Source organism: Arthrobacter sp. 3Tela_A, assembly GCF_049311025.1.
Taxonomy (GTDB): Bacteria; Actinomycetota; Actinomycetes; order Actinomycetales; family Micrococcaceae; genus Arthrobacter_B.
The window spans coordinates 43,203-67,581 of sequence record NZ_JAXIOM010000004.1 but is presented as its reverse complement, the minus strand read 5'-3'; the positions used below and the strand labels follow the sequence as shown (position 1 = coordinate 67,581).

Here is a 24,379-nt window from a genome sequence, read left to right as displayed (position 1 = left end):
TGCTGCTGTTCGACTGCCGGTTCCAACGCTGCCGCAGGCGGTTTGATTCCCGGGAGGTGCCCGGGCCGGGTTGGGCCTGCAGCTGACGGGCAGGGCAGACTGGAGGCATGTGCGGACGATACGTGATGGCCCGGGCCAGCGGTGATCTGGTGGCGGAGGCTGAAGCCGAAGCCGACGCGAACCTTGAGCTGCGCCAGTCCTGGAACATCGCACCGACCTCGGATGTCCCGGTAGTGCTCGAACGGCTGCTCGACGGCGCCGCCGTGCGCCAGGTGCATGTGGCCCGCTGGGGACTGGTTCCGGCCTGGGCCAAGGACATCTCCGTGGGAGTGCGGGCGTTTAATGCCCGCAGCGAAACCCTGCTGGAAAAGCCGACGTTCCGCGACGCCGTGCTGGCCCGCCGGTGCGCGGTACCCATGGAGGGCTATTACGAGTGGCAGAGCGGTCCCGGCGGCACCCGGAAGCCCTGTTATGTCCACCGCGCAGACGGGAAACTGCATTGGTTCGCAGGCCTGTATGAATGGTGGGCGGATCCTGCCCTGGCCGCGGATGACCCGAACCGCTGGCTGCTCTCCGCCTCTGTGATCACGCTGGCTTCACCGGACCCGGAAGATCCCAGCCCCGTCCTGTCCCGGCTCGGAGCCCTGCACGGGAGGATGCCGCTGCCGCTGGCCGGCGAGGACCTGGACCGGTGGATCGCTCCCGGGACCCTGAACGCCACCGCAGCGCTGTCCCTCCTGGGCACCGCACTTGAAAATGCCTACGCTGCGGCCGGTGAATGGAAGATTGAACCGGCGAACCCGGCCGTGGGCAATGTGCGCCATGACGGGCCCTGGCTGCTGGACGCCGATGCGGAACCGAATGAAACGGACGCCGAAGCGGTGCTGTTCTAGGGCACTGCAGATGGTGCCCGGCGAACCGCAGAATCAGCCAGTGGGAAGCGCTGCGCCCGGGTCGCCGGGATCCAGGACGGAGAGACTTACGGTGCCGTCGGCGGCAACCTGCAGTCCGGGGTTGTGGCAGATTTCCCAGCGGAACCCGTCCGGGTCGGTGAAGTAGCCCGAGTAACCGCCCCAGCTCATCTGCATGCCCGGAGCGGCGATGGACCCGCCGGCAGCAGCGGCCTCGTGCAGGATGGCGTCCACATCCTTCGGGGAGTCAACGTTGTGGGCCAGGGTGAACGGCGCCAGGCTGGCCGACCCGGTAGCTCCGGACTCCGCCGCCAGATGGTCGCTGCGGAAGAAGGAGAGCAGTATTCCGTGGCCCACCTGGAAAAACACCACTTCGCCCGGTACGTACTGCAGCGGCTGCCAGCCAAGCCGGCCGTAGAAGGCGTAGGACACTTCGACATCGCGCACGCCTAGGGTAACGACGCTCAACTGGGGCAGCATGTAGGAATCTTCCCACCGAACACCCGGCAAACCCAGAACATGACCCGGGTGTATTTTCGCGCCGCACCGGAGAGGGCTTTGACCGATGACGTTGACGCAGCAGGTGCCGGGGGCTCTTATGGAATGAGGCAGTGCACGTCCAGGGGCGGGGCGGAGACCGGCTAGGGTCAGCCCGCGCTCTCGCGAGAATGCGATGAGGCCCATGAGCACAGCGATCCCCCCGAATTCCGGGCAGCCGAGGTCGGGCCGCCACTCCTCCGACGGCGCCGCTGCGGGTGCATCTGCGCCGGTCCCGGACGGCGGTGCCCCGCCCCGGGACGGCCCGCCCCCCGAAGCAGGGCGCAGTGCAGGGCCACCGGCCTGGCTGCGGATCGTGATCCCGGTGCTGCTGATCATTGTCTGGTTCGGCCTGGGCGGGGTGGGCGGACCGTACTTCGGCAAGATCAGCGAAGTCCAGCAGAATGATCAGGCCTCCTACCTCCCGGCCAGTTCCGCCTCCACGAAGGTCAGCGAACTGCAGCCGGAATTCACTGACAGCGACGCGGTGCCCGCCGTCGTGCTTTATGTCAACGACGCCGGGCTGACGGACGCCGACCGCACCTTCATCCAGGACCGGGAAAAGGCGTTCGCCGACGCCCCGGGGGTCAGCGGCGGGGTCTCCCCGGCCCAGTACTCGGAGGACGGGAAAGCAGCAGAGATCTTTGTTCCGATTACGGATGACGACGCCGCTGCCGACAACGTGGAGAACCTGAGCACTGTGGCGAAGGACGGAGTGCCCGGCGGGCTCACCGCGTACGTGACGGGACCGGCCGGACAGCTGGCGGATATTTCCCAGGCGTTCGGCGGTATTGACGGTGCACTGCTGATCGTCGCGGTGATCGCGGTGCTGGTGATCCTGGTGATTGTCTACCGTTCACCGCTGCTGCCCATCCTTGTGCTGCTGACCTCCATCCTGGCGCTCTCCGCTGCGATCCTGGCCGTGTACTGGCTGGCCAAAGCCGGTGCAGTGACGCTGAACGGGCAGGTGCAGGGCATCCTGTTCATCCTTGGCATCGGCGCAGCTACGGACTATTCCCTGCTCTACGTCTCCCGCTACCGGGAAGCACTGCGCGACCACGCGGACCGCTGGGGGGCAACACGGGCTGCGCTGCGCGGCACGCTGGAACCCGTGACCGCTTCCGCCGGTACCGTGGTGGCGGGGCTGCTGTGCCTGCTGCTCAGCGACCTGAACTCAAACAAGGCCCTGGCGCCCGTGGCATCCCTGGGGATCGTCTGTTCCTATCTGGCCGCCATGACACTGCTGCCGTCGCTGCTCTTCGTCTTTGGCCGGGCCGCGTTCTGGCCGCGGCGCCCGGCGTTCGGCTCTCCGCATCCGGACCGCGACCACCAGGCCCGCGGTTTCTGGCCGGCGGTGGCCCGCACGGTGCGGAACCATTCCCGGCGCACCTGGCTCATCTGCGCCGTCGTACTGGCCGCCGCGGCGGTGGCGGTGGTGGACTTCCGTGCTTCCGGTGTGCCGCAGAGTGACTTTGTGCTGGGCCAGACCGAAGCCAAGGAAGGCCAGGCGGCCCTGGGTGAGCATTTCCCATCCGGGTCCGGCAGCCCGGTGCTGATCGTTGCGCCCGAGCCGGAGCTGAAGTCCGTCGCGGACACGGTGCTGGGAACCAGCGGCATCTCCGACGTCACGGTGGTGGCGCAGGGCACCCCTGCCGGCACCCTGCCCGTCACGGAGGACGGGGTTCAGGTCCCGCCGATCCCCGGTGCCGAAAATGCGTCCCCGAAGACCGTGGACGGACAGGTGCTGCTGCAGGCCACCCTGACGGAGAACGCGGACTCGACGGCGGCGGAGGACACCGTCCGTGAGCTGCGCCGGGAACTGGCGGACACTCCGGACACCCTGGTGGGCGGCACCACCGCCACCACCGTGGACACCAATGACGCGGCAGAGCACGACCGCAATCTCATCATCCCGGTGGTGCTGGTGGTGATCTTCTTCCTGCTGATGCTCCTGCTGCGGGCGGTGCTGGCACCTTTCCTGCTCATCCTCACCGTCATGCTGTCCTTCGGGGCGACGCTGGGCATCTCCGCGCTGCTGTTCAACTACGTGCTGGACTTCCCCGGTGCGGACCCGGCGGTGCCCCTGTACGGGTTCATTTTCCTGGTTGCCCTGGGCGTGGACTACAACATCTTCCTGATGACCCGTGTGCGGGAGGAGAGCATCCTCCTGGGCACCCGGGACGGGATCATCCGCGGACTGATGATCACCGGCGGCGTGATCACCTCCGCCGGAATCGTGCTGGCTGCGACGTTCGCGGCGCTGGGGGTGATCCCCGTGCTGTTCCTGGCCCAGCTGGCCTTCATCGTGGCCTTCGGCGTGCTGCTGGACACCCTGGTGGTGCGCTCGCTGCTGGTTCCGGCGCTCTCCTACGACATTGGCCGGCGTATCTGGTGGCCCTCGAAACTCGGCCGGGCGGAGGAACCGGAAAAGGCCGCCGCAGGGTCCCGGTAAACTGGAAGCCATGGGAGAAACAGTGGAAACAGACCCGACTACCGAACAGCTTGGGGCCGTACGCACGGCCATTGACGAGATCGACGAAGAAATTGTGGCGCTGATCTGGCGCCGGGAGCGCCTGGTCCGCCTGGCCGGGGGACTGAAGGACGACGACGCCCAGGTCCGCGCCAGGGACCGGGTTGAGGAAGTCATCAACCACGTGCGGGAAGCCGCGCAGGCGCAGGAACAGGACTCCACCGTGGTGGAAAAAACCTACCGCGCCATGATCGATGCGTTCATCGACTACGAACTGCGCACCCGGCATGAGGATGAAGCGCAGGCACGGCTGGACGCCTTCAGCCGCAGCTAATCCAGTAATCCGGTTACCAGGCAGCGGGAGCCGATCCCAGCGGAGCCGCGGGAAGATCCCACGCCATTGAAGGAACCGGCCCAACAGAGCTGAACACCAGAGGCGCTGCCAGCCGCTCACCGGGCCCCCACCAGGTCTGCTCCGCAGCCCGGGGCAGCGCAGGGGGCGTCGGCTCCGGTGGCGACTCCCAGGGCGGAGGCACCGGCCGGCGGGCGTCCGCCGCGCGCTGCAGTTCCACCGCTGTCCTGGCCAGGGACAGCCTCGCGGCATACACCTCACCGTCCAGCCGCCGGGTCCAGGCGCGCACTGCTGCGGCCGCAGCAAGGTACCCGGTTGCGTGGTCCAGGGCCTGGACCGGCAGCGGCAGCGGGGCATCCGCCGCGGACCAGGCCATGCCGGCGTCGGCAATCCCCGACGCCGTCTGCACCAGCGAATCAAAGCCGCGCCGTCCGCGCCACGGACCGGTCCAGCCCCAGGCATTGACCGCCACGGTTACGACGCCGGGGCGCAGCTGCTGGAGGCGGTGTTCGTCCAGTCCCAGTCCGGTGAGGGCACCGGGACGGTAGCCGTGCACCACCAGGTCTGCGGCGGAGATCAGCTCGCGGACCCTCGCAGCGCCCTCGGGCGTGCGCAGGTCCAGCCGGGCGCAGCTCTTGCCTACCGTCATTTCCGCCTCCAAAGCAGGTTCCTGCCAGCTTGGCGGATCGATGCGCAGGACCCGTGCCCCAAACCCGGCGAGGAAGCGGGTGGCCACAGGTCCGGCGATGACGCGCGTGAGGTCCAGGACCCGGACGCCGTTCAGCGGCCGTTCAGGGGTTCCGGACGTGTCGGCGGGCGGCCGTGCGCCGCGTCGGGTCCAGCCGATCAGGGGTTCGGCCCGGACGGCCTGTCCCTGTGGGTGGGCCCGCCACTGCTCAGCCGTACGCAGCCATGCCGCACAGCCGCCGGCCTCCACCACCGCATCTTCCAGTTCCCCGCCTTTCCATGCCCTGACAGCAACGGCCGCTGTCTCGGGCCCGGTATCTGCGGGAAGGCCCAGGACGGCGAGCGCAGCGCGTCGGTGGTGCGGGGCATTGGTGTGCAGCCGGATCCAGCCGTCCGCACACGGATAATCGCGTGAGAGCGGGTCCCAGGGCGGAGGCACCTCCCAGCCGGCAGGACGGAAGGACCCGCCGAACCACGCCCGGGAAAGATCCGGGTCTGCTTCGGCATGCACCGGGACGCCGGAAAGCCGCGAGGAGAGCTCTGCAACCGCGCTGCCCGCTGCTGCCACGGCCGCGGCCGCGAAGGAGCGCACGGGATAGCACGACTCCATGCAGCAGCTCCCTTCGGATCCGGATTCCTGTTGCAGTAGGCTACGGCACAGATCCGGGTGCGGACAGATCCTGACCGCGCCCAATGCACCACGTGAAAGGCACGGCAGTTGAAAGATCCAGGCAAGCCCGGCAGCTCCAACTGGAAAGCGGTGGCTGCTGCGCTGGCAGATTCCCGCCGCCTGGACCTCTACGCCCGGATCATTACCGCGGCAGGACAGGGCGAACCGCTCCTGGGAGAGGACCTGGACCGTGCGGAAGCCAAATCGCTGACCGCCCTGCTGAGGGCAGGGCTGGTCCGGGCCGGGGGAGACGGCCTGCACCCGGTGCCCGGGGTTTTCTCCCGCCTGCTCGCTGCTGACCGGGCGCCCAGGGACGAGTCCCCGCTGAGGCACCTGGGCCGGGGCAGCTCCGGCAGCCTGCCTTCCAAACGAGCTGACCGCCTGGAAGTCCTGCACTACCTGGCCGGTGAGGTCTTTTCCCGGCACGGGGTACTGGACGCCGGTGCCGGAACCCCCGCCGCCAGTCCTGCACGGCTAACGGAAGCCGAGGTCACCGGCCGGCTGGCCGCCTTTACTGAGGATCCGGCGATGTTCCGGCGTGCCATGGTCGACGAAGGAATCGTCCGGCGCAGCCCGGATGGCTCAAGCTATTGGCTCACCAGGCCGCGGCCTGCTCCCGGCATGGAGTTTGCCGGCTGAAAAGCAGTTTCCGTGCCGGCGCTACGACGTTCCCTCTTCGAGGATCGACACGATGGAGAAGAGCGTAAAGCAGACAGCTCCGAGTCCAACCAGCACGTGCGCTCCCACAAAGAATGCCGGGTCCGTGCCTGCGGCTTCAAAGAGGAACGCGGCGAAAAACAGGCAGGTGAGAGCCGTTCCGATGGGCATGAGCGGGATGCGGTTGGCCAGGGCAAACGTGCGGCGCCAGACGAGGGCGAGCAGCAGTACTTTTGACAGGATGCTGAAGCAGATCAGCCCCAGGCCGATCAGCACGCACCCCGGGGCCAGCCGGTAGGGCTCATCCGAGCTGAACAGCACGAAGAGCCCGAGCACAAGGTTGGCCGTGCCCGCGGCACCGACAAGCCAGGCCCAGGCGAAGCGCTCAGCGTCACTGAAGACGTTGCGAACCTGGCGGACGATGCTGGCCACCAGGGCGATGAGCGACGCGCAGATCGCCGAGAGGCCAATCAGAACGTGGCCGGCGACGAAACCGGGCATGTCTGAGCGCAGCAGCAGACCGGTTGCGAGGCAGAAACCGGTGACCGCCGCCGCCGCCGGTACTGCGATCAGCACAGCGCCGGCGGCACGGGAGTGCGCACCGTCCGGAGGGCCGCCCATGGGCTCCAGCAGCTGTGCTGACTGGATCAGGGTGAATTTCGTGGATGCGGCCGCCACGGTGCTGACGCACATGGCGACCAGGCCGATGCCGAGCACAACGAATCCGGCGGTGAGGTTCTCCGGGGCGTTGCCCCGGTTGGCCAGGACGATGCCCCAGACGATGGCTGCGGCAGCAGCCACGTAGCCGGAGAGCGGAAGGGCGATGCTCCACCCGCGCCCGTAGCGGTCGATGAGCTGCCGGATGATGGTGGCCGCCGTGGTGAACAGCGCATAACAGATGGCCGTCAGTCCCACGTTGACGTGACCGGCAACAAAGTGGTCGGCATCGTCCGGCCCCGCCAGGATGTAGAGGCCATAAGAGAGGCACACTGCGCCCATCAGGAGGGGGATGGCGCGAAAGATGACGCTCATCGTTCCGTTCATATTGTCCACTTCATGGTGCACCCCGGAGCACTCAGGGATCCCGTGCGGTTTAGGCGGCCAGACCGGTCCGCGGATAGTGCAAGTTTGCGCCCCGTCCTGCCGCGGAACAATGCCCCGTGCGGGGAGCCGATACCGGCGGGGGAACTTCGGGCTCTGCATGCCGGATGCGCCTGGCCTTCCCGGCGGCAGCCGACCACAACAGCCGCAGCGGACCGTTGACTTGGCCGGACGGCGGGCGTCGAATGGGTAGTGGGTTTTGGTTCCAGAACATCCATGGATGACTTCCCTAGGAGGCGTCATTGGCCGCTCGATTCACTGCCCACGGAGCCGAAGCCATCCATCCGGTGGCCCGGACCGCCACCGACCTGGGGTCACCGGCGTCGTCCTCCCAAACGGTACCCGCGCCCGCAGCGCCGGCACCGCCTGAACCGCCGCCCGGGCAGGGGCAGGGAGCACCGGCGCCGCATAACCGCCGCCAGCTGGCACTGGTCTTCAGCGGACTGATCATGGCAGTGCTGATCTCAGCGCTGGACCAGACAATCGTCTCCACTGCACTGCCCACGATCGTGGGCGACCTGCGCGGACTTGAGCACCTGTCCTGGGTCATCACCGCCTACCTGCTGACGTCCACGATCGGGCTGCCTATTTACGGCAAGCTCGGTGACCTGCTGGGACGGAAGAACATCTTCATCTTTGCGATTGCGGTCTTCCTGCTGGGATCAGCGCTTTCGGGCCAGGCCCACAGTATGGGCGAGCTGATTGCCTACCGGGCGCTGCAGGGCGTTGGCGGCGGCGGGCTGATCATCGGCGCGCAGGCGATCATCGGGGACATCGTTTCGGCACGCGACCGCGGCAAGTACATGGGCCTGATCGGCGCAGCCTTCGGCGTTGCCTCAGTCAGCGGACCCCTGCTCGGAGGGTACCTGACCCAGTACTGGTCCTGGCGCTGGGTGTTCTACATCAACCTGCCGCTCGGGGCGATTGCCCTGGCACTGATCATCACCTCCCTGCACCTGCCCAAGCGCAGCGCTGCCGGCATCAAACTGGACTATCCCGGCGCCGTCCTGCTTGCGTTTGCGAGCGCAGCACTGGTGGGCATCACCAGCTGGGGCGGAACCACCTATGCCTGGACATCCCCGACCATCCTTGGGCTTGGCGCGGCAGCCCTGGTGGCCATCGCGGTGTTCATTCCCGTGGAGCTGCGGGCACCGGAACCAATCCTCCCGCTGCGGCTGTTCAGGATCCGCAACTTTGTTGTCTGCTCACTGGTGGGGCTCGCCGTCGGGCTGGCGATGTTCGGCAGCATTTCCTACCTGCCGACCTTCCTGCAGATGGTCAACGGCGCCAGCGCCACCGACTCGGGACTGATGATGCTGCCCATGACCGCAGGGCTGCTGCTCAGCTCCATCGGAACCGGACAGCTCATTTCCCGCACCGGCAGGTACAAGATCTATCCGATCCTGGGGTCGCTGGTGATGATCCTTGGGCTGCTGCTGCTCTCGCGCATCTCCGCAGAAACTCCGTACTTGTTCACGGCGCTGGGCATGTTTGTACTCGGCCTGGGAATTGGGGCGCTGATGCAGAACGTCGTGCTGATCGTGCAGAACAGTGTTCCGCCCCAAAACATGGGCACAGGGGTCTCCTCGGCGAACTACTTCCGGCAAATAGGCGGAACGCTTGGGATCGCCGTCTACGGCTCGGTGTTTATCTCCCGGCTCAACGACCAGGTGGCCAACGCCCCTGAAGCCGTACGCGGGGTGACCAGCCAGGGGGTGAACTCCATTAGCCCGTCCCAGCTCAAAGCCCTGCCGGCTCCGGCGCGCGACTTCATTGCCGACGCGTTCGGCACCGCACTTCCCCCGATCTTCCTGCTCGGAATCCCAGCGCTGGGCGCCGCCTTCGTGCTGACGCTCTTTATTCGAGAGATACCGCTGGCGAAGACAGCCAACGTTCAACTGGAAGGGGAGGCGCAGCGCTGATGGCCTCAGGTGCACATGCGGCAGTACCCGCCCGTGCCGGCCACACGGAGAGTCTGCAGGACGAGGGCGCGCCGCGCGGACGGGTGCTGGTCTTTACCGGGCTGGTCCTCTCCGTCCTGCTGGCGGCGCTGGACCAGACCATCGTCGCCACGGCCCTGCCCACCATCGTGGGAGACCTGAACGGGCTGGAACACCTGTCCTGGGTAGTGACCGCCTACATCCTGGCCGCGACCATCGGGCTGCCCGTCTACGGCAAGCTCGGAGACCTCTTTGGCCGCAAGAACATCTTCATCTTCGCCATCGCCGTCTTCCTGCTCGGATCCGTCCTCTCCGGCCTGGCGCAGAACATGGGTGAGCTGATCGCGTTCCGGGCTATCCAGGGCATCGGCGGCGGCGGACTGATGATCGGCGCGCAGGCGATCATCGGAGACCTGGTCTCCCCCCGGGAACGCGGGCGCTACATGGGGCTGATCGGCGCCTCCTTTGGACTCGCGTCCGTCGGCGGACCGCTGCTGGGCGGCTGGATCACCGATTCATGGTCCTGGCGCTGGGTGTTCTACATCAACGTGCCCATCGGAGCCGTCGCGCTCGCCGTCGTCATTACCTCCCTGCACCTGCCCAAAGTCCCGCGGTCCCGGCCGCGGCTGGACTATGCCGGTGCCGGGCTGCTCGCTGTCGCTTCCACTGCACTGATCCTGGTGACCAGCTGGGGAGGAACGACCTATGACTGGGGAAGCCCGCAGATCCTCGGTCTGTCCGCGGTTGCAGTGCTGTCCGGAGCCGCGTTTGTGTGGGCGGAACGCCGGGCCAGCGAGCCGATCCTGCCGCTGGACCTGTTCCGGCTGCGGAACTTCCTGATTCCGGTGCTGGCGGGTATCGCCGTCGGAATAGCAATGTTCTCCACCATCTCCTACCTGCCGACGTTCCTGCAGATGGTCAACGGTGCCAGCGCCACCGAATCCGGGCTGATGATGCTGCCGATGATGGCGGGACTGCTGCTGACCTCGATCGGTACCGGCCAGCTGATCGCGCGCACCGGGCGGTACAAGATCTATCCCGTTGCCGGCTGTGCAACGGTTATAGCAGGCCTGGTGCTGCTGTCCCGGATCTCCCAGGACACTCCGTACTGGTTTACGGCAATTGGGATGGCGGTGCTGGGCCTGGGGATCGGCGCGCTGCTGCAGAACCTGGTGCTGATCGTGCAGAACAGTGTGCCGCCTAAGAACATGGGAACAGCCATCTCCGCCGCGAACTACTTCCGCCAGATCGGTGCCTCCTTCGGGATCGCTGCCTTCGGCTCGATCTTCATCCAGCGGCTGACCGGCCAGCTTGCCGATGCCCCGGCAGGGACCGCGGGGATGCTTCCTGCAGAGAGCATCAATTCGCTCACGCCGGCGGTGCTGCAGGCACTTCCCGGTCCGGTGCAGCAGGCAATTGGAGCCGCGTTCGGCACGGCGCTGCCGCCGATCTTCCTGCTCAGCATCCCCCTCGTGGCAGCAGGGGGTGTGCTGTGCCTGTTCATTCGGGAGATTCCGCTCTCAACCCAGTCCCGGGTGGAGGCGGCTGCGGAGTAGCAGAGGAACTCCCACCCGGTTCATAGGGGGCACTGTGCTGATTGTCAGAGTGCAGTCGTACACTGGAGATTCGAATATATGTTCGAATCAGGTTTTGTCCTGGAACAACGGTGCACGCGGTGCGCGCACCGGTTCAGGGCACCGGCCGGATACCAATTCAGCACGGCTACAGGCACAGCGAGGGGCAGCCATGGGACTTTTCAGTGAAGCAATTGAGGTGGTGTGCTCGCCGGCGGGCATACCACTGCGTCTTATCTGGCAGGGCAGGACCTACAAGGTGGCAGCCAATCCCGTGCGCTGGTATGAACGGCGACGCTGGTGGGAAGAGGAACCCCGGGCAGAACGCGGACACGGCCCGGGGCTGGTGGATTCGGAGATCTGGCGGGTCCAGGCGCGCCTGAACCCGCACTCTGCGCTGCGCACGCTGGATATTTCCCGGCAGGCTGCCTCCAACACCTGGCGGCTGATCCGGATTCATGACGCCCTGCGGGAAAGCGCTTAGTGCCGTGTCATGAGCTTTACCCACCTTCACGCTGCCACGGCCTTTTCCGCCCACTACGGCACCTCCTGGCCGGAAGAACTGGCCCAGGCTGCCGCAGCGGACGGCGCGGACGCGCTCGCCTGCACCGACCGCGACGGCCTGTACGGCACGGTCAAGCACCTGCGCGCCTGCATGGATGCCGGCATCGATCCGATCATCGGTGTGGACCTGGCGCTGCTGGACGGGGAAGGCAAAGAAGCAGAAGTGACCGGCCGTGCGGTCATTCTGGCCCATGGGCACAACGGGGGAGCGGGCTACCACGCGCTGTGCCGGCTCATCTCCGACGCGCACGCAGGAACCTCGCCTTCCCGGGGGCGCGCAGGCCGCCCGCCCGGCGTCACCCTGGAACAGCTTGCCGCGCGTGTGCTGGGCAGTGACGGGGAACCCGTCCTAACCGTGCTCGTGGGACCGTACACCGACGTCGGGCGGGCCATGCGCAGCCGCAGCTACGCCGTCGCCCGTACCCTGTTTCGGCGCTGGCTCTCAGTTATGCCGCGTGCGGCGCTCGCCGTGGAGGTTGTTACGCACCTCAGTTCCCCCGGCACCAACCTCAGCCTGGCCCATGCCGTGCGCATGTTCCGGCTCTCCGATGAAATGCACATTCCCGCGGTGCTGACCAACGCGGTGCGCTACGTGGACGAAGACGGAGCTGCCACCGCGGATGTGCTCGACGCCGCACGTGCCCTGACCTCGATGGCACAGCTGCAGGACCTGCAGCCCAACGGCCAGGGCTGGCTGAAGCCGGGAAAGCAGATGGCAGCGCTCGCGGCGGAGATCAGCGAGGAAGCCGGCTTCGGACGTTCAGGGGCGCTAAAGCTGCTCGCCGGAACCGAGGCGCTCGCAGATGCCTGCCGGATCGACCCGGCGGCAGACATGGGATGGAAGCAGCCGGTGGTCCCGGAAGCCGGGGTCATCGGGATCGACGCCGAACCTGCCCTGGAACTGCGCAGACGCTGTGAAGCGGGAATCGGCAGGCGCTTCGGGCACCTGGGCGGTTCAGCAGAGGCCGCCATGCGCAACCGGCTCGAACACGAGCTGGGGATCATCGAACGGCTCGGCTTTGCGGCGTACTTCCTGACCGTCGCCGAAGTCTCCAACATGATCCGGGACATGGGGGTACGGGCAGCGGCACGCGGATCAGGCGCCTCCTCGCTGGTGAACTACCTGCTCGGCATCAGCCACGTGAACCCGCTGGCACACGACCTGATCTTTGAACGCTTCCTCTCCCGGGACCGCTCCACGCTCCCGGACATCGACATTGACGTTGAAAGCGCCGAACGGCACAACGTGTACCACCGGATCTTCGAACGCTTCGGAGAGCAGCGGGTCACCCTGATGAGTATGCAGAACGGTTACCGGGCACGCGGCGCCGTACGTGACGCCGGACTGGCCCTGGGGATGCCCGAAGAGGAGGTCGGCGCCGTGGCGAAGGCGCTGTGGCGGTTCTCGGCGAGCCACTTCCGTGAGGCGCTCGCAGAGAAACCCGAACTGCGCGGCGTTGCCGAAGCCGTGCAGCAGAACCGGCAGCTGGATCTGCTGGTGGACCTGACCGAACGGCTGGACCGGCTGCCCCGGCACATCTCCATGCACCCGTGCGGGGTGATCCTGGGGGACACCTCCCTGCTGGACCGCACACCGGTGCAGCCCAGCGGCCTGGGCCTGCCCATGTCCCAGTTCGACAAGCACGACATGGATCCCATGGGCATGCTCAAGCTCGACGTACTGGGCGTGCGGATGCAGTCCGCCATGGCCTTCGCGCTGAACGAGGTGGTCCGGGTGCATTCCGGCGGAGACGACGTCGCCAAAGCCGGAAAACACGTCCGGGAAACAGAACCCCGTCCGGAGTGGATCGCCGAAGACGGGCGGATCGACCTGGACGCCGTTCCGCTGGATGATGAGCCGACCTTTGAACTGATCCGCAGCACCCACACCCTGGGCTGTTTCCAGATCGAGTCACCCGGGCAGCGGGAGCTGGTGGGCAAGATGGCTCCGCGGGACTTCAACGACCTGATTATCGACATTTCCCTGTTCCGGCCCGGGCCCATGAAGTCGGACATGGTCCGGCCGTTCCTGGAGCACCGCCACGGCTGGGCTCCGGCGGTGTACCCGCACGAATCGCTGCGCCCGGTACTGGCGGAAACCCACGGTGTGACGGTCTTCCATGAACAGGTGCTGCGGACCTTCGACGTCTTTACCGGCTGCGGGCTGGCCAAGGCCGATGAGCTGCGCCGGCTGCTGGGCAACCCCGCAGCCGAACAGGGGGTGGAGGATTTCTTCCGGCAGGCTGCAGAAAAGCGCGGCTACGACGAGCAAACCATAGAGAACGTCTGGGGGACGCTGAAGGCCTTCGGCAGTTTCGGTTTCTGCAAGGCCCACGGTGCCGCGTTCGCAGTGCCCACCTACCAGTCGGCGTGGCTGAAGACCCACCACCCCGAAGCGTTCCTTGCCGGAATCTTCGAACACGATCCCGGCATGTACCCGCGCCGGCTGCTGGTGGCTGAAGCACGCAGGATGGGCATTCCCATTCTGCCGCTGGACATCAACCGCAGCGGCGAGCAGTACCGGGTGGAATGGGTTCCGGCCGTCCCCGAGGCACCCGGGCGCAAGGCGCGTCCCGGGAGATTCGGGATCCGGCTCAGCTTCGCCGGCATCTACGGGCTCTCGGCAGCGGAAGTCCGGCGGATCGCCGCCGGGCAGCCGTTCGACTCCCTGGCGGACCTGCGGGCCCGCGCCAGACTCTCCCGGCCGTCTATCCAGCGGCTGGCCCAGCTGGGCGCTTTCGACTCGCTGTCCCGCGAGACCGGTTCCCGCGGCACCCGGGCAGACCTGCTGCAGCACCTGGCTGAAACGTCCGGCAAATCCGGGACCCGGAAATACGATCCAATCCCGGGCCAGCTGGCGCTTCCGCTGGGCGACACCGAACTGGCCAACCTTGTGCCGCAGCTGCCTGAACCCACGCTGCCGGAGCGGGTCCGCACTGAACTGGACCTGCTCGCCGTCGACGTCAGCGCGCACCTGGTGGACAGCTACGAGCCGCTGCTCGCTGCCCTGGGGGTGACCAAGGCCGAATCGCTGCTGGGGCTGCGCAACGGGTCCGAGGTTCTGGTGGCCGGTATCCGGGTGGCCACCCAGACCCCGCCGATGCGCGGAGGACGGCGGGTGGTCTTTATCAGCCTGGACGACGGTACCGGCTGCGTGGACTGCACTTTCTTCACCGAGGCGCAGGAAAAAACCGGTCCGCTGCTCTTCGGCACCGAGCTGATGCTGATCCGCGGACTGACCCGGCGCACCGGCCCCCGGGGCATGAGCCTGCAGGCGCTCCAGGCCTGGGACCTCACGGACACCGCCTCCCTGCCACCGCCGCGGACAGCGGGAAACGGTCCCGGTCCGGGTGCCGGCAGCCCGGCGAACCGGCCGCGCGGCCGGTTGGTCGGGCTGAAGAACAGCGGATAACATCGTAAGGGCGCGCACCATAGCTGCACGGGCAAACCCGTGCTCAAGCGCCAGTACAAACGAATCAAGGAGACAACGTGTCAGTGCCGGAACAGTTCACCCTCATCGTCGACGGCGAAGAGACCACGGTGGATACTGGCACCACCGGTGCTCAGCTCTTCTTTGAGCGCCGCGAAGTCGTGGTCATGCGTGTCGACGGAGTCCTGAAGGACCTCGACACCCCGCTGGCTCCGGGGCAGAGCATCGAAGCCGTAACCATCGATTCCGAAGACGGCCTTAACGTCCTGCGCCACTCCACCGCCCACGTGATGGCCCAGGCCGTCCAGCAGCTGCGCCCCGACGCCAAGCTGGGCATTGGCCCGTACATCAAGGACGGCTTCTACTTCGACTTCGACGTCGCCGAGCCCTTCACCCCCGAGGATCTGAAGACACTCGAGAAGATGATGCAGAAGATCGTCAACTCGAACCAGAAGTTCGTCCGCCGCGTGGTCAGCGAAGAAGAAGCCCGCGAAGCGATGGCCAACGAGCCGTACAAGCTCGAGCTGCTCGGCAAGAAGGACGGCGCCGAGGAAGCCGGCGAAGGCGCGAACATTGAAGTCGGCGCCGGCGAGATCACCATCTACGACAACGTTGACCGCAAGTCCGGGGACACCGTCTGGTGCGATCTGTGCCGCGGCCCGCACCTGCCCAACACCAAGCTGATCTCCAACGCCTTCGCGCTGACCCGCTCCGCCGCCGCCTACTGGCTGGGCAACCAGGCCAACCAGCAGCTGCAGCGCATCTACGGCACCGCCTGGCCCACCAAGGATGACCTCAAGGCCTACCAGGAGCGCCTGGCCGAGGCAGAGCGGCGCGACCACCGCAAGCTCGGCACCGAACTGGACCTGTTCTCCTTCCCGGACGAACTCGGTTCCGGCCTGCCGGTGTTCCACCCCAAGGGCGGCATCATCCGCAAGGCCATGGAGGACTACTCCCGCCAGCGCCACACCGAAGCCGGCTACGAGTTCGTCTACACCCCGCACATCACCAAGGGCGACCTGTACGAGGTTTCCGGCCACCTGGACTGGTACCGGGACGGCATGTTCCCTCCCATGCACGTTGACGAAGTCACCGACCCGGAGACCGGCGAGGTCACCAAGCCCGGCCAGGACTACTACCTGAAGCCGATGAACTGCCCCATGCACAACCTGATCTTCCGCTCCCGCGGACGGTCCTACCGCGAACTGCCGCTGCGGCTCTTCGAATTCGGTTCGGTCTACCGCTACGAGAAGTCCGGCGTCATCCACGGCCTGACGCGCGTGCGCGGCATGACCCAGGACGATGCCCACATCTACTGCACCCGCGAGCAGATGAAGGACGAGCTGACCAACACGCTGAACTTCGTGCTGGACCTGCTCAAGGACTACGGCCTGGATGACTTCTACCTGGAGCTCTCCACCAAGGACCCGGAAAAGTACGTCGGTTCCGATGAGGTCTGGGAAGAAGCCACCCGCACCCTGGCCGAGGTAGCTGAAGCCTCCGGCCTGGACCTGGTTCCGGATCCCGGGGGAGCAGCCTTCTACGGTCCGAAGATCTCCGTGCAGGCCCGCGACGCCATCGGCCGCACCTGGCAGATGTCCACCATCCAGCTGGACTTCAACCTGCCCGAGCGTTTCGAGCTCGAATACCAGGCAGCCGACGGCACCCGCCAGCGCCCGGTCATGATCCACCGTGCCCTGTTCGGTTCGGTTGAGCGCTTTATGGCCGTGCTCACCGAGCACTACGCCGGTGCGTTCCCGGCCTGGCTGGCTCCGGTCCAGGTAGTGGGCATCCCCGTTGCCGAGGCATTCAACGACTACATGTACGACGTCGTGGACAAGCTGAAGGCCGCGGGAATCCGCGCCGAGGTCGACGCCGGAACGGACCGCTTCCCGAAGAAGATCCGCACCGCCTCGAAGGAAAAGATTCCTTTCGTCCTGATCGCCGGCGGCGAGGACGCTGAGGCCGGGGCAGTCTCCTTCCGCTTCCGTGACGGCAGCCAGGACAACGGCGTGCCGGTGGAGGAAGCCGTGAAGCGGATCGTCGAAGCTGTCCGGAACCGGGACAAGTAGCGGTACGGGGGAGTCCAGATGGAAAGCCAGGAACAGTATCCGCACGACGGCGATGTGACGGACAATTTCGAACTCGCCGGAGTGCCGGACGCGTTCCAGCGACTCTGGACTCCCCACCGGCTGGCCTACATCAAGGGCGGGCAGGACCAGGTCTCCTCCAAGGACAACTGCCCGTTCTGCACCGCCCCGTCCCACTCGGATGAGGAGGCCCTGATTGTCCACCGCGGCCGGCACGCCTTTGTGATCCTGAACCTGTTTCCCTACAACGCCGGCCACCTGCTGGTCTGCCCGTACCGGCACGTTCCGGACTACACCGACGTCGACACCGAGGAGACAGCGGAAATCGCTGCCCTGACCCAGACAGCCATGCGCGTGCTGCGGAAAGTCTCCGCACCGGCGGGCTTCAACCTCGGGATGAACCAGGGTGTGGCCGGCGGTGCCGGGATTGCTGCGCACCTGCACCAGCACATCGTGCCGCGCTGGAGCGGTGACGGGAATTTCCTTCCGATCATCGCCCACACCAAGGCCATCACGCAGACCCTGGGCGAAGTACGGCAAATGGTTGCCGATGCCTGGCCTGCCTCCGAAACTTCTTCCAGCAAACCGTTCCCTGACAGCGGAACGGATGAGGCTTAACACGTGCTCAACAAATATGCCCGCGGTTTCTTTACCGCGCTTTTCACTCCGCTTGCTTCCTGGCTGATCCGGCACCGGGTCTCACCCGACGCGGTGACGATTATCGGCACCCTGGGTGTCATGATCGGTGGCCTGGTCTTTTATCCGCTGGGCCAGCTGTTCTGGGGCACGATTTTCATAGTGCTCTTTGTGTTCTCCGACGTGATTGACGGCATTATGGCCCGCCAGCAGGAACGCAAAGGAAAATGGGGTGCCTTCCTGGACTCAACCCTGGACCGGTTTGCCGACGGCGCGCTGTTCGCCGGCGTGAGCATCTGGTTCTTCACCGGGGGCGGCAATGACGCGATAGGAATCGCAGCCCTCATCTGCCTCGTACTGGGCATGCTGGTCTCCTACATCCGGGCCAAGGCCGAGTCGCTTGGCTTCAACGCCAACGTGGGACTGGCCGAGCGCGCCGAGCGCCTGGTCTTCCTTCTGACCGCCACCGGCCTGGTTGGGCTGGGGATACCGGAGCCGGTGCTGCTGGTGGTGCTCATCGCGCTGTGCCTGGCCAGCTGCGTCACGATTGCCCAGCGTATGGGTACGGTGCGGCGCCAGTCCGCCGCCGCCGGCGTCGTTGGCGAGGACCTGGACCAGGACCTGGGTAAAGATACGTAGCGCAACCCCGCGGTGAACGGTATGCGGGCTTACGATTGGCTTTCCTGCCGAACTACCAGAGAGCTCCGCCATGCCTACAGATTCTCCGTCCCAGCCCACCGCCGCAACTGGTGGCAGCCGCGTGAAGCGCGGCATGGCTGAAATGCTCAAGGGCGGCGTCATCATGGACGTCGTCACTGCCGAACAGGCCCGGATTGCCGAAGACGCCGGCGCTGTTGCCGTCATGGCGCTGGAACGCGTTCCGGCAGATATCCGCGCGCAGGGCGGCGTGTCGCGGATGAGCGATCCGGACATGATCGACAGCATCATCGACGCGGTTTCGATCCCCGTGATGGCCAAGGCCCGGATTGGGCACTTCGTTGAGGCGCAGGTGCTGCAGTCCCTCGGCGTCGACTACATCGACGAGTCCGAGGTGCTTACCCCCGCTGACTACGCCAACCACATCGACAAGTGGAAGTTCACCGTTCCGTTTGTCTGCGGTGCCACCAACCTGGGTGAAGCACTGCGCCGGATCAACGAGGGCGCGGCCATGATCCGTTCCAAGGGCGAAGCAGGCACCGGCGACGTTTCAAACGCCACCATGCACATGCGCCAGATCCGTACCGAAATTGCCCGGCTTTCCTCACTGCCCGAGGATGAGCTCTACGTGGCGGCCAAGGAACTGCAGGCCCCGTACGAACTGGTGAAGGAAGTCGCTTCCGCCGGCAAGCTCCCCGTGGTGCTCTTCACGGCCGGAGGCATTGCCACCCCGGCGGATGCCGCGATGATGATGCAGCTGGGTGCCGACGGCGTCTTCGTCGGCTCGGGCATTTTCAAGTCCGGCAATCCGGCCCAGCGCGCCGCAGCGATCGTCAAGGCCACCACCTTCCACGACGATCCGGATGAGATTGCCAAGGCCTCCCGCGGTCTGGGCGAAGCCATGGTCGGCATCAACGTGGACGAGATTCCGCAGCCGCACCGCCTCGCCGAGCGCGGCTGGTAGGACTTAACCAAAGCAGCGCACCGGTCCCGGGATTATTCCGGGACCGGTGCGTTTTTCGTTTCCTAGCCCAGCGCCATCGAGTAAGTCCGCCCGCGCCCAACCAGCGAGAAGCCGCGGGCTGAACAAAGATCCTGTCCGGCGGCGGTTGCATTCACCACCAGGTGCTCGGCGCCTGCCGCCTCAGCAGCGGCTGCCCCGGCACTGAGCAGAGCGGTTCCGAAGCCCCTGCGGCGGCTGGAGGATCCCACTGCGAGGGAGAAGATCCCGGCCACGTTGGACAGCCCCGCGACGCCTGAGGGGTAGAAGGCGTAGGCCCGGCCGGTCATCCGGGCAGAGTCCCGGGCGGCGATATGCCAGGCCTGCCGGGGCTGGGAATGTCCAACCTGCAGTTCCTCGGCGTCGGCACCGGTGACCTCGGGGGGCTGGACCTCAACGGCGGCGCCGTCGGCGGACCAGGCCTGCGGGGCGCGCACGGGTGCTGTCATCCAGCAGGTCTGCGGTCCGCGGCGGAACCCGAACGTTTCCAGCGGCGCGTGTTCCACGGACCCGCCGAGCCATGCCGTGACCGACGACGCTCCAAGCCGCGAGCCCTCGGCAAGCCCGGGCCGGATTCCTGCCGGTGAGATCTCCTCCGGAAACATCAGCAGAAGCTGCCGGCGGGCCGGGAGCCAGACCCACCGCGACTCGTGGGTGCCGAACGAACGGCCGCCGGTCGCAGAGGCGAGGGCAGAGAACCAGGCGTGCTGCAGGCGCTGGCAGGAGGAAATGGTGGGCATGGTTTTCAGGACAGGCCCCGGCGTTCGAGCAGGGGAGCGAGGTCCGCATCGCGTCCGCGCAGGTTGCGGAAGGACTGCAGCGGGTCCTCTGCGTAGCCCCGGGAGAGCAGCTTGCTGCGGAACGCCTGGCCATTGGCCCGGGTCAGCCCGCCGTTCTCCGTGAACCACTGAACGGTGTCGGCGTCGAGCACTTCGCTCCAGATGTAGGAGTAGTAGCCGGCGGAGTAGCCTCCGGGGAAGATGTGCTTAAAGTAACCGGTGCGGTACCGCGGAGGAACCAGGGCGGGATCGATTCCTGCGTCCAGCAGCGCCTTGTGTTCAAAGGCCTCCGGATCGGATACCGGGTCCTGTCCGGGCGGAAGCACGTGCCAGGCCCAGTCCAGCAGGGTAGCGCCGAGGTATTCGGTGGTCCGGAAGCCCTCACCCCACAGGGACGCGGCCCGGACCTTGTCCAGCAGGCCTGCCGGAAGCGGTTCACCGGTCTGGTAGTGCCGCGCGAAGTTGGCTGCGACCTCATCGGTAAGCATCCACATTTCGTTGACCTGGGAGGGATATTCCACGAAGTCGCGCGGAACTGCCGTGCCGGCAAAGCGGGGGAAGCCGACGTCGGAAAACAGTCCGTGCAGGGCGTGGCCAAACTCGTGGAAGGCGGTCACAACCTCGTCGAAGGTCAGCAGGGCGGGTTCGCCGTCTGCGGGCCTGGAGATGTTCAGGTTGTTCACGACCACCGGCTGGTGGCCGAGCAGCCGGGACTGGGTGACGAGCTCATTCATCCAGGCGCCGCCGCTCTTGGTGTCCCGGGTGAAGTAGTCGCCCAGGAACAGTCCGAGTCCGGTCCCGTCTTCGTCCTGAACTTCCCAGACCCGGACGTCGGGGTGGTAGCCGGTGAGGTCCTTCCGCTCGGTGAAGGTGATGCCGTAGAGCCGGTTGGCGGCGAAGAACACGCCGTCGTGCAGGACCCTTTCGAGCTCGAACCAGGGACGCAGTGCTTCCAGGTCAACGGCGTACTCTTCACGCCGGATCTGCTCGGAGTAGTACGCCCAGTCCCAGGGCTGGAAGTCCTCGACACCGTCGCGCGCGGCAGCGGCACGGAGCTTCTCGGCTTCGGCGCCGGCATTGCGGACTGCCGGCGGCACCAGCCGAGCCAGCATCTCCTCCACAGCGGCGGTGGTGGGTGCCGTCTGGTCCTCCACAGCGTAGGCAGCGTGGTTCTCGTATCCGAGCAGCGCCGCACGTTCCGCACGCAGGGCGGCAATCTCTGCTGCAATGGCAAGGGTGGAGTTCTTGTTGTCCCGGAAACCGCGCTGGACGGACGCTTCAAAGAGCCGACGCCGGACGTTACGGTTTTTCAGCTTCGCCAGGGCGGGCTGCGGGGTGGGGAGGATGAGCGTGAGCAGGTACTTGGCGCTGGATTCCGCTGCCCGGGCCGCGGCGGCCGCGGCGGCGATGTCGTCCGCTGCGAGGCCGTCGAGCTCGGCTTCATCATCGAGCTCCAGGGCCGAGTCGTTGGTGTCGGCGAGCAGCCGCTGGGAGAACGCTGTGCCGAGCTCTGACAGGCGGGTGTTCAGTTCGCGCATCCGTGCCTTGCCGGCGTCGTCGAGCGCAGCGCCGGCCCGGATAAACCGGCGCCGGTACTCAGCGAGCAGGCGGGCCGGCTCCTCGTCCAGGCCTTCCTCCGGCACGGAGTTCACGCGCTCAAAGAGCGCTGAATCCTGATAGATGCTGTCCTGGTGCGCCGAGAGCAGCGGGCTGACTTCCTGCTCAAGGGTCTGGATTTCCTCCGTCGCGTGGGACATCACCGCGTTGGAGAATACTGAAACGGTCCTGGCCAGCAGCTGCCCGGAGGCCTCGAGTGCAGCGATCGTATTCTCGAAGCCGGCGGGCTCCGGATTGGAGGTGATGGCTTGGATTTCAGCCTGCTGCTCCTCCATCCCGGCTTTGAAGGCCGGGAGAAGATCGGCGGTGGTAATTGCTGCGAAATCCGGTAGGCCGTACGGAAGAATGCTCGGCGAAAGTAGGGCGTTGCTCATGTGAATAAACACTTTCACAGGCTTGCCTGCGCAACCAGCCGACGGGCCGCGTATGCTCATCCCGGCGCAGATTGTGCCTGCACACGGCCTACTTCAAACGCACTCGGGGGAACGATGAACGGACACCGCCCACTCACAACTCGCCGCGGAAAGCTCTTCGCAGCCCTGGCCCTGGTGTCCTCCCTGGCGCTGGCGTCCTGCTCCGCTGCTTCCGAAGAGGCCCGGGAATCTCCTTCCGCTGCGGCGTCGTCCGCTGCCCCGTCGGTGGAGCCCACGCCCGAACCGACCGCAACGCCGGGGACCGGCCCGGAGTGCCCGGGCCTCCGCTGCTCGACGGTGATGCTTGCTGGAGACCTGCTGGTCCATCCCCAGCTCTGGGACCAGGCCCGCGCTGACGCCGCGGCGACCGGAAAGCAGCCCCTGGACTTCGAGCCCCTGCTGGAGGGAATGCGCCCATACGTGTCCGGCTCTGACCTGGCCGTCTGCCACATGGAAACCCCGGTCGCGGAGACGGACGGGCCCTATGCGGGCTACCCGATGTTCAACGTGCCCCCGCAGATCCTGACCGCTGCTGCCGCCGTCGGCTACCAGGCCTGCACCACAGCCAGCAACCACACCATCGACGCCGGAACCGAGGGGCTGAACCGTACCCTGGCGGTGCTGGACTCGCTGGGCCTGAAGCACACCGGGTCCTACGCCAGCGAGGCCGACTCCGAAATCCCGCTCATTCTGGACACCTCGGGTGCGCGGATCGGCGTTATCCAGGCAACCTACGGGCTGAACGGACTCGAGGCGGAGTACCCGTGGCAGGTGGACATGCTCGACGCCGGGGACATGATTGCCCGGGCACAGGCTGCCCGGGAACAGGGTGCAGACATTGTGATCGGAGCCGTCCACGCCGGTGAAGAGTACGCGTCGATGCCGAACTCCCAGCAGATCGAAACCGCCCATGCCCTGGCGGACAGCGGCCAGTTCGACATGATCTACGGGCACCACACCCACTCGGTGCTGCCGATCGAGAACTACAACGGCACGTGGATTGTCTACGGACTCGGCAACGCGGTCACCGAGCTCTCGCCCTGGTATGCGGTGAACAATGAAGGACTGATTGTCCGGGCACAGTTCGTTCAGGAGAACGACGGCGCAGAGTGGCGGGTCAGCGACCTCGCCTGGGCGCCGTCCGTGATTGTGCGGGATCCCTACCGCTGGTGCTCGGTTGCCGCCGACCTGCCGCAGGGAGCGTGCGCTTCAGAGGCACAGCAGGCGGAGGTGCGGCAGCGGACTATCTCCGTGGTGGAGTCCATGGGAGCCGGTGAGGACGGAGCGCACGAGTGGCTGGTGTCGGAGGACGTTTCGGCGCGTTGACTCTTGGGCCCGCTTGGCCTCCGCCGGGCGGGTCCGGCGGTTGGCCCCGGCGAGCGGGTCCGGCGGGTCCGGCGGGCGGGCCGGAACGGCGGCAACGAAACTCCTTCGCTCGCAGAGCTCGCTCGGAGTATTAAAGCCGCCTAACCCGGCCCGACCGCCGGGTTCGTTTGGGCCGGGCCCCGCGGCCCGACCGGGGGGTACATTTGGGCCGGGCATGCAAGCGCCTGACCCGGCCCGTCCGCCGGGAGTGTGACGTCACCTCCGTGAGTATTCCTAGTTGACTGTGCGTAAGGGGGTGGACGCAGCGGCCGGTTGCGCGGTAGAACGGCCAGCACAGCCGATGTCCACTGGAGGTCCGGCAGGGTGCAGGGAGTTCATCATGGCAAAAGTGCTGATTCATGCGACGTTGACGCTGGACGGGTACATGGCAGATCCGGAAGGCGGCGTGGACTGGATGTTCGACGTCGACGCGACCGACGAAGACGCGGAGCTGGTGAACCGCGTTGTGGGTGAGGTTGGCGCCGTCGTCGGTGGTGCCAACCGGTCCCGGACAATCGAGGACGGCGAGGAGCCGTACGGCGGCCTGCCGGGAGTACCGGTTTATCTGATGACGCACGAGGCGCAGGAACCCATGGTGAAGGATGGGGTGACCTATACGTTCGTCGTGGATGATATTGCCGGAGCCGTCGAGAGAGCCAAAGCCGACGCCGGGGAGAAGGCAGTGAGCCTGCTCGGCGGGCGGATCTCCCGGCAGTGCCTGCAGCGGGGGCTGGTGGACGAAATCCAGCTGCACGTTGTGCCGATACTGCTTGGTGCGGGTATTTCACTGTTCACCGGGCTGGATCAGCGGGTGAATCTGGAACTGGTTGAGGACGCGTCGTTCGGTGACGGAGTGCATCTGCGGTATCGGGTTCTTCGGTAGTTTCTGCTTGCCCTTCCCTCCCGCTGGGGCCAGTCGCCGGGCCCGC

19 protein-coding genes are annotated in these 24,379 nt (G+C 66.5%); 14 read left to right on the top strand and 5 right to left on the bottom strand.

The window, feature by feature from the left end:
• Positions 1–107: 107 nt before the first annotated feature.
• A complete protein-coding gene (locus tag TVC13_RS02550) occupies positions 108–893 on the top strand; it encodes an SOS response-associated peptidase (protein WP_422399677.1) in 786 nt (261 codons plus the stop codon).
• Between the two features lie 33 nt (positions 894–926).
• Here TVC13_RS02550 and TVC13_RS02545 read toward each other — a convergent pair whose 3' ends face one another.
• A complete protein-coding gene (locus TVC13_RS02545) occupies positions 927–1,391 on the bottom strand; it encodes a VOC family protein (RefSeq protein ID WP_422399676.1) in 465 nt (154 codons plus the stop codon).
• 202 nt (positions 1,392–1,593) lie between these two features.
• Between TVC13_RS02545 and TVC13_RS02540 the strand changes: the two genes are divergently transcribed.
• A complete protein-coding gene (locus TVC13_RS02540; RefSeq protein WP_422399675.1) occupies positions 1,594–3,900 on the top strand; it encodes an MMPL family transporter in 2,307 nt (768 codons plus the stop codon).
• Positions 3,901–3,910: 10 nt separating this feature from the next.
• The gene (locus TVC13_RS02535; RefSeq protein WP_422399674.1) at positions 3,911–4,252 is read left to right on the top strand and encodes a chorismate mutase; all 342 of its coding nucleotides are present in this window, start codon (positions 3,911–3,913) and stop codon (positions 4,250–4,252) included.
• A 13-nt stretch (positions 4,253–4,265) separates the two neighbouring features.
• Here TVC13_RS02535 and TVC13_RS02530 read toward each other — a convergent pair whose 3' ends face one another.
• On the bottom strand, positions 4,266–5,567 hold the full coding sequence (locus TVC13_RS02530; RefSeq protein ID WP_422399673.1) for a CoA transferase: 1,302 nt from the start codon (positions 5,565–5,567) through the stop codon (positions 4,266–4,268).
• Between the two features lie 108 nt (positions 5,568–5,675).
• Between TVC13_RS02530 and TVC13_RS02525 the strand changes: the two genes are divergently transcribed.
• Entirely contained in the window at positions 5,676–6,266 is a 591-nt protein-coding gene (locus TVC13_RS02525; protein WP_422399672.1) for a DUF2087 domain-containing protein, read from the top strand.
• 21 nt (positions 6,267–6,287) lie between these two features.
• On the opposite strand, the gene TVC13_RS02520 is transcribed toward TVC13_RS02525, so the two are convergent.
• A complete protein-coding gene (locus TVC13_RS02520; RefSeq protein ID WP_422399671.1) occupies positions 6,288–7,316 on the bottom strand; it encodes a DUF2776 family protein in 1,029 nt (342 codons plus the stop codon).
• Positions 7,317–7,627: 311 nt separating this feature from the next.
• Between TVC13_RS02520 and TVC13_RS02515 the strand changes: the two genes are divergently transcribed.
• The 8 genes from TVC13_RS02515 (at position 7,628) to pdxS (ending at position 19,240) form a co-directional block, all read left to right on the top strand.
• Complete coding sequence (locus TVC13_RS02515; protein ID WP_422399670.1) at positions 7,628–9,307, top strand: MDR family MFS transporter; 1,680 nt, start codon at positions 7,628–7,630, stop codon at positions 9,305–9,307.
• Positions 9,307–10,881, top strand: a complete 1,575-nt coding sequence (locus TVC13_RS02510) for an MDR family MFS transporter (protein WP_422399669.1) — start codon at positions 9,307–9,309, stop codon at positions 10,879–10,881. Before TVC13_RS02515 ends, TVC13_RS02510 begins: the two co-directional genes overlap by 1 nt.
• A 190-nt stretch (positions 10,882–11,071) precedes the next feature.
• Positions 11,072–11,383: a DUF6504 family protein gene (locus tag TVC13_RS02505; RefSeq protein ID WP_422399668.1), complete on the top strand. Its 312-nt coding sequence runs from the start codon at positions 11,072–11,074 to the stop codon at positions 11,381–11,383.
• 9 nt (positions 11,384–11,392) lie between these two features.
• Positions 11,393–14,875, top strand: coding sequence for a DNA polymerase III subunit alpha (locus TVC13_RS02500; protein ID WP_422399667.1), 3,483 nt, complete (start codon positions 11,393–11,395; stop codon positions 14,873–14,875).
• 77 nt (positions 14,876–14,952) lie between these two features.
• Positions 14,953–16,965 carry a threonine--tRNA ligase gene (thrS, locus tag TVC13_RS02495; protein ID WP_422399666.1) on the top strand — a complete coding sequence of 671 codons (2,013 nt, stop codon included), beginning with the start codon at positions 14,953–14,955 and terminating at the stop codon, positions 16,963–16,965.
• Positions 16,966–16,983: 18 nt separating this feature from the next.
• A complete protein-coding gene (locus tag TVC13_RS02490) occupies positions 16,984–17,601 on the top strand; it encodes an HIT family protein (protein ID WP_422399665.1) in 618 nt (205 codons plus the stop codon).
• Between the two features lie 3 nt (positions 17,602–17,604).
• Entirely contained in the window at positions 17,605–18,258 is a 654-nt protein-coding gene (gene pgsA, locus TVC13_RS02485; protein WP_422399664.1) for a phosphatidylinositol phosphate synthase, read from the top strand.
• Between the two features lie 70 nt (positions 18,259–18,328).
• Positions 18,329–19,240 carry a pyridoxal 5'-phosphate synthase lyase subunit PdxS gene (gene pdxS, locus TVC13_RS02480; RefSeq protein ID WP_422399663.1) on the top strand — a complete coding sequence of 304 codons (912 nt, stop codon included), beginning with the start codon at positions 18,329–18,331 and terminating at the stop codon, positions 19,238–19,240.
• A gap of 62 nt (positions 19,241–19,302) precedes the next feature.
• Here pdxS and TVC13_RS02475 read toward each other — a convergent pair whose 3' ends face one another.
• Together TVC13_RS02475 and TVC13_RS02470 are read right to left on the bottom strand one after the other, a co-directional pair.
• Complete coding sequence (locus tag TVC13_RS02475; RefSeq protein ID WP_422399662.1) at positions 19,303–20,016, bottom strand: GNAT family N-acetyltransferase; 714 nt, start codon at positions 20,014–20,016, stop codon at positions 19,303–19,305.
• Positions 20,017–20,021: 5 nt separating this feature from the next.
• Positions 20,022–22,046, bottom strand: a complete 2,025-nt coding sequence (locus TVC13_RS02470) for a M3 family metallopeptidase (protein WP_422399661.1) — start codon at positions 22,044–22,046, stop codon at positions 20,022–20,024.
• Positions 22,047–22,160: 114 nt separating this feature from the next.
• Here TVC13_RS02470 and TVC13_RS02465 point away from each other — a divergent pair, with 114 nt between their 5' ends.
• Positions 22,161–23,411, top strand: coding sequence for a CapA family protein (locus TVC13_RS02465; RefSeq protein WP_422399660.1), 1,251 nt, complete (start codon positions 22,161–22,163; stop codon positions 23,409–23,411).
• Positions 23,412–23,790: 379 nt separating this feature from the next.
• The gene (locus TVC13_RS02460) at positions 23,791–24,333 is read left to right on the top strand and encodes a dihydrofolate reductase family protein (RefSeq protein ID WP_422399659.1); all 543 of its coding nucleotides are present in this window, start codon (positions 23,791–23,793) and stop codon (positions 24,331–24,333) included.
• The last annotated feature ends 46 nt before the right edge of the window (positions 24,334–24,379 follow it).

Excerpts from the sequence above, each read along its gene's own strand:
- TVC13_RS02540 (WP_422399675.1), top strand. The coding sequence starts at position 1,594 with ATGAGCACAGCGATCCCCCCGAATTCCGGGCAGCCGAGGTCGGGCCGC.
- TVC13_RS02470 (WP_422399661.1), bottom strand. The coding sequence starts at position 22,046 with ATGAGCAACGCCCTACTTTCGCCGAGCATTCTTCCGTACGGCCTACCG.
- TVC13_RS02500 (WP_422399667.1), top strand. The coding sequence starts at position 11,393 with ATGAGCTTTACCCACCTTCACGCTGCCACGGCCTTTTCCGCCCACTAC.
- TVC13_RS02475 (WP_422399662.1), bottom strand. The coding sequence starts at position 20,016 with ATGCCCACCATTTCCTCCTGCCAGCGCCTGCAGCACGCCTGGTTCTCT.
- TVC13_RS02505 (WP_422399668.1), top strand. The coding sequence starts at position 11,072 with ATGGGACTTTTCAGTGAAGCAATTGAGGTGGTGTGCTCGCCGGCGGGC.
- TVC13_RS02535 (WP_422399674.1), top strand. The coding sequence starts at position 3,911 with ATGGGAGAAACAGTGGAAACAGACCCGACTACCGAACAGCTTGGGGCC.
- TVC13_RS02545 (WP_422399676.1), bottom strand. The coding sequence starts at position 1,391 with ATGCTGCCCCAGTTGAGCGTCGTTACCCTAGGCGTGCGCGATGTCGAA.
- TVC13_RS02520 (WP_422399671.1), bottom strand. The coding sequence starts at position 7,316 with ATGAGCGTCATCTTTCGCGCCATCCCCCTCCTGATGGGCGCAGTGTGC.
- pdxS (WP_422399663.1), top strand. The coding sequence starts at position 18,329 with ATGCCTACAGATTCTCCGTCCCAGCCCACCGCCGCAACTGGTGGCAGC.
- TVC13_RS02550 (WP_422399677.1), top strand. The coding sequence starts at position 108 with ATGTGCGGACGATACGTGATGGCCCGGGCCAGCGGTGATCTGGTGGCG.
- TVC13_RS02460 (WP_422399659.1), top strand. The coding sequence starts at position 23,791 with ATGGCAAAAGTGCTGATTCATGCGACGTTGACGCTGGACGGGTACATG.
- TVC13_RS02530 (WP_422399673.1), bottom strand. The coding sequence starts at position 5,567 with ATGGAGTCGTGCTATCCCGTGCGCTCCTTCGCGGCCGCGGCCGTGGCA.
- TVC13_RS02510 (WP_422399669.1), top strand. The coding sequence starts at position 9,307 with ATGGCCTCAGGTGCACATGCGGCAGTACCCGCCCGTGCCGGCCACACG.
- TVC13_RS02490 (WP_422399665.1), top strand. The coding sequence starts at position 16,984 with ATGGAAAGCCAGGAACAGTATCCGCACGACGGCGATGTGACGGACAAT.
- TVC13_RS02465 (WP_422399660.1), top strand. The coding sequence starts at position 22,161 with ATGAACGGACACCGCCCACTCACAACTCGCCGCGGAAAGCTCTTCGCA.